At 67.4% G+C, this 3,955-nt stretch carries 6 protein-coding genes; all 6 read right to left on the reverse strand.

The genetic code is table 11. The features are described 5' to 3' along the window. Positions 1-20: 20 nt before the first annotated feature. Positions 21-293 carry an HPr family phosphocarrier protein gene (locus VDQ18_RS23145; protein WP_323023213.1) on the reverse strand — a complete coding sequence of 91 codons (273 nt, stop codon included), beginning with the start codon at positions 291-293 and terminating at the stop codon, positions 21-23. After that, complete coding sequence (locus VDQ18_RS23150) at positions 290-691, reverse strand: PTS sugar transporter subunit IIA (RefSeq protein ID WP_107753583.1); 402 nt, start codon at positions 689-691, stop codon at positions 290-292. The genes VDQ18_RS23145 and VDQ18_RS23150 overlap by 4 nt, the downstream gene beginning before the upstream one ends. Positions 692-695: 4 nt before the next feature. After that, the gene (gene rapZ, locus VDQ18_RS23155; protein WP_323023214.1) at positions 696-1,595 is read right to left on the reverse strand and encodes an RNase adapter RapZ; all 900 of its coding nucleotides are present in this window, start codon (positions 1,593-1,595) and stop codon (positions 696-698) included. A gap of 12 nt (positions 1,596-1,607) precedes the next feature. Beyond that, complete coding sequence (locus VDQ18_RS23160; RefSeq protein ID WP_323023215.1) at positions 1,608-2,027, reverse strand: serine kinase; 420 nt, start codon at positions 2,025-2,027, stop codon at positions 1,608-1,610. Next, on the reverse strand, positions 2,024-3,745 hold the full coding sequence (locus VDQ18_RS23165) for a sensor histidine kinase (RefSeq protein ID WP_323023216.1): 1,722 nt from the start codon (positions 3,743-3,745) through the stop codon (positions 2,024-2,026). The genes VDQ18_RS23160 and VDQ18_RS23165 overlap by 4 nt, the downstream gene beginning before the upstream one ends. Before the next feature lie 51 nt (positions 3,746-3,796). Then, positions 3,797-3,955: winged helix-turn-helix domain-containing protein (locus VDQ18_RS23170; RefSeq protein ID WP_323023217.1), on the reverse strand; the 159-nt coding region annotated here is incomplete at its 5' end.

Here is a 3,955-nt window from a genome sequence, read left to right on the forward strand (position 1 = left end):
GTGCCGGTGTTGGCGGGGCCTCAGAAGGGCTCGCCGAAGCGGTTGGCGACCAGCTTGTCCAGCGCCTCGATCAGCGGTTCGGCCTGGTCACCCCTGGTGCGCACACGGATCTCGGTGCCGCGCGAGGCGGCGAGCATCAGCAGGCCCATGATCGAATCCCCCGAGACACTCATCCCGTCCTTTTCGACCTCGGCCTGGGCGTCATGCGCTTCGACCACCTCGACGAACTTGGCCGAGGCGCGGGCGTGCAGGCCCTTTTCATTGACGATCTTCAGCACGCGCTCGGCACTCATACGCCGCCCCCCCCGGTCTGCTCGTAACAATTGATGTACCGCCGGCCGGCGTCGAGCGCCAGCGCCGCGGCCTCGGGCACCGGCAGGCGGCGCGATTTCGCCAGCTTGATGAGCATCGGCAGGTTGGCGCCATAGAGGATACGCCGGTCGGGCGAGGAACAGGCCGGCATCGACAGGTTCGAGGGCGAGCCGCCGAACATGTCGGTCACCACGACCACCCCGTCGCCCATGTCCACCTCGTCGGCGGCCGCACAGATTTCGGCCTGCTTGCGCGCACGATCATGGTCGTATTCGATGGCGATCGCGCGGATCCCCAGTTGCTTGCCCACGACGTGCTCGACGGCGGCGAGATATTCCCGCGCCAGACCACCATGTGCGACGATCACGATTCCGATCACGTCCTTACCCTTGCTTCCCCGGCGCTGCCAAAGATTTGCGCCGATCCAGCTCCCTGTGCCTCTTTGACACCCGCCAGCCCTGTTCCGCAAGCGTCCGGGCCATTTTTTCTGCAAGTGCAACGCTGCGGTGCTTTCCACCGGTACAGCCAAAGGCGATGGTGAGCGATGTCTTGCCTTCGTCCACGAAGGCATCGAGCAGCGAGGTCACCAACCCCTCCACCCGGTCGAAGAAATCGGCAAAGCGCGGGTCGGCCTCGACATGGGCGGCAACATCGGCCTCGCGGCCGTCGCGCTCGCGCAGTTCCGGGATCCAGTGCGGATTGGCCAGAAAGCGGCAGTCGAACACCATGTCGACGCCGCGCGGCAGACCGCGCTTGTAGGAAAAGCTCTGCACCGACAGCGACATCGGCCCGCCCTCGCGCGGGGCGAACCAGCGCCCGATCTCGGCCTTGAACTGATGCGGCGTCAGCGTCGTGGTGTCGATCAGCACATCGGCGCGTTCACGCACCGGTTCCAGCAGCTCCTGCTCGTGCTCGATGCCCGCGAGCGGGGCGCCGTCGGGGCTGAGCGGGTGGCGGCGCCGGGTCTCGGAGAAGCGGCGCACCAGCACATCGGTGCTGCAATCGACATACAGCAGGTCCGAGGCGATGCCGGGCGCACGGTGCAGCCGGTCGACCAGCTCGATCAGGTTCTCGGACGAGAAGTCGCGGTTGCGCACATCGAGGCCCAGCGCCAGCGGCCGGGGCAGCGGCGGGCCATCCAGAAGGCGCGGAATCAACGACATCGGCAGGTTGTCGATGGTCTCGAAGCCCAGATCCTCGAGCGCGTCGATGGCCGACGACCGGCCGGCACCCGAAGGTCCGGTCACCATCACCACCCGCATCGCCGCGCCGCTATCCTGCATTCCGTCCGTCCATTACTTCAGACCTTGTAGATAATGGGCCAATCCGCGCGCGAAAGACGAGTCCGCCCGACCCGGAAGACACGGTATCGTGACCCCTGAGATACATCTTTCCGTGGGATCGGGCAGGCGGCGCGGCGCCATCGCCATGTCGACGGCCAGCACCATGCGCGCCAGCCGTCGCGCCGCCAGCCTCAGGGGGCCCAGCCCGCGCGCCTCGATCATCCCGGCGATCGGGCGCGGCGCCCGGACATAGAGCGCGCCCCGGTCGGGACAGAGCATCACCTGATCGTCGGCCACGAGTTGCGCGCCTTCGCCGATCAGCGCCAGCGCCAGCGTGGATTTGCCGCTGCCCGAGGGGCCGAGGATCAGCACCCCGCGCCCCGGACCGAAGGCGACGGCGGAGGCATGCAGGTTCGCAGGCTCGGGGATCAAAGCGGCAGGCCGACGACGAACCGCGCGCCCAGCGGCGGCGAATTCCGGTCGGCGTTGGTGGGGCGGATGTTCTCGGCCCAGATGACGCCGCCATGCGCCTCGACGATCTGCTTGGAGATCGCCAGGCCCAGACCCGAATGGTTGCCGAAATCCTGCGGGCGTTCGGAATAGAAGCGTTTGAAGACCTTGGTCAGCGCGGCCTCAGGAATGCCGGGGCCGGTATCCTCGACCACCACCAGCACGCGGTTCTCGCGCTTGCGGGCCCAGATGCGGACCGCGTCGCCCTCGCCGCAGAAGCTGATGGCGTTGGTGATCAGGTTGACGAAGACCTGCGCCAGCCGCGCCTCCAGCCCCTGGATCATGATCGCGTCGCGGGGCAGTTCGGTGATGAATTCGACGCCCTTGGCCTCGGCCTCCTGCGCCAGGTGCTGGGACAGGTTGTCCAGCGTCTTGCAGAGGTTGAAGGTCTCTTCCTCTTCCTTGACCAGCTCGCTGTCCAGCCGCGAGGCGTTCGACGTGTCGGAAATCAGCCGGTCGAGGCGGCGCACGTCATGCTCGATCACATCGAGGAGGCGGGTCACCTGATCCTCGCGCTTGGCCACCCTGAGCGTGCCCACGGCCGAGCGCAGGGACGCCAGCGGGTTCTTGATCTCATGCGCCACATCGGCGGCGAATTGTTCGTTGGCGTCGATCCGGTCGTAGAGCGCGGTCACCATGCCGCGCATGGCGGAACTCAGGCGCCCGATCTCGTCGGGGCGGCCGGTCAGGTCGGGGATGCGGACCCGGCCCGGCGACATGCGCCGCGCGTTCTTGTCGCGGCCGAGTTCGGCGGCGGTGGCGAGATCGGCCAGCGGGTTGGCGATGGTCGAGGCCAGCACCAGCGACAGCCCGACCGAGACCAGCAGCGCCACGATGAACATCTGCAGCACCTGCTCGCGTTCCGAGCGCAGCATGTGCTCGATCGTCTCGGGGATCTGCTGCATGACCACGCTGCCCACCGGCTGGCCATCGACCAGCACCGGCGCGGCGGCCAGCATGCGGAACCCGTCATCGAGGCGCAGCACGCGGCTGGAGGAATGGCCCTGCATCGCCTCGGCGTGCAACTCGGCCAGCAGGGTCGCGGGATCGGGCTGGGGCGAGCGGTCGCCCGGCACCACCGCGGCAAGGCCGGACCAGATCGCGTCCAGAATGTCCGAGATCACCGTCAGGTGCTGATCGACCTCCAGCGCGTCGAGCGGCGTCGAACTGCGGGTGCCCGATCCCCGGCGCGCCGTCTCGATGCGGCCGTCCGCGTCGAGGAGCAGCACCTCGGTCTCGACATTCAGGGTCAGCGCGTCGAGCGTCCCGGCCCTGAGGCGGCGGGCATCGGCGGTGGTGTAGGCGCCCGCGTCAGGCACCAGCGACGGCAGGGCGCCCATGACATCGGCCAGCCCCTCGGCCTGGGTGACCAGCGCCACCTCATGCTGCCGGGCCAGGGAATCGCGGAACGGGTTGGTGAAGAGGACGCCCGCGACCAGAAGGACCAGCGCCAGCATGTTGAACAGGATGATCTTGCGCGCCAGCGGCGACTGGAAGATCGAGAACAGGCCACGCCGGGCGCGGTGGATGCGCACCTCCGTATCGACCGCGCTTTGCGGCCGAACCCAGTCGTCCCCAAGGACAACGTCGCTTCCGGGTGTCCCGGATTGCGTAGTCACCTGTGCCCCCACCGCCGTCATGTTCTGTTTCGGGACGATCCTTACGGGATCGCCCCCTCAGGGCCATTTCTATCAGGCTTCGTTATACTTGTAACCGATGCCGTAGAGGGTCTCGATGGACGAGAATTCGTCGTCAACCGTCCGCATCTTCTTGCGCAGGCGCTTGATGTGGCTGTCGATGGTCCGGTCGTCGACATAGACCTGATCGTCATAGGCCACGTCCATCAGCTG

Origin of the sequence: Pararhodobacter sp. (assembly GCF_034676075.1) — a bacterium.
Lineage (GTDB): Bacteria > Pseudomonadota > Alphaproteobacteria > Rhodobacterales > Rhodobacteraceae > Pararhodobacter.

Bases quoted from the DNA above. Each gene is read 5' to 3' on its own strand.
- VDQ18_RS23145 (WP_323023213.1), bottom strand. From the start codon at position 293: ATGAGTGCCGAGCGCGTGCTGAAGATCGTCAATGAAAAGGGCCTGCAC.
- rapZ (WP_323023214.1), bottom strand. From the start codon at position 1,595: ATGCAGGATAGCGGCGCGGCGATGCGGGTGGTGATGGTGACCGGACCT.
- VDQ18_RS23165 (WP_323023216.1), bottom strand. From the start codon at position 3,745: ATGACGGCGGTGGGGGCACAGGTGACTACGCAATCCGGGACACCCGGA.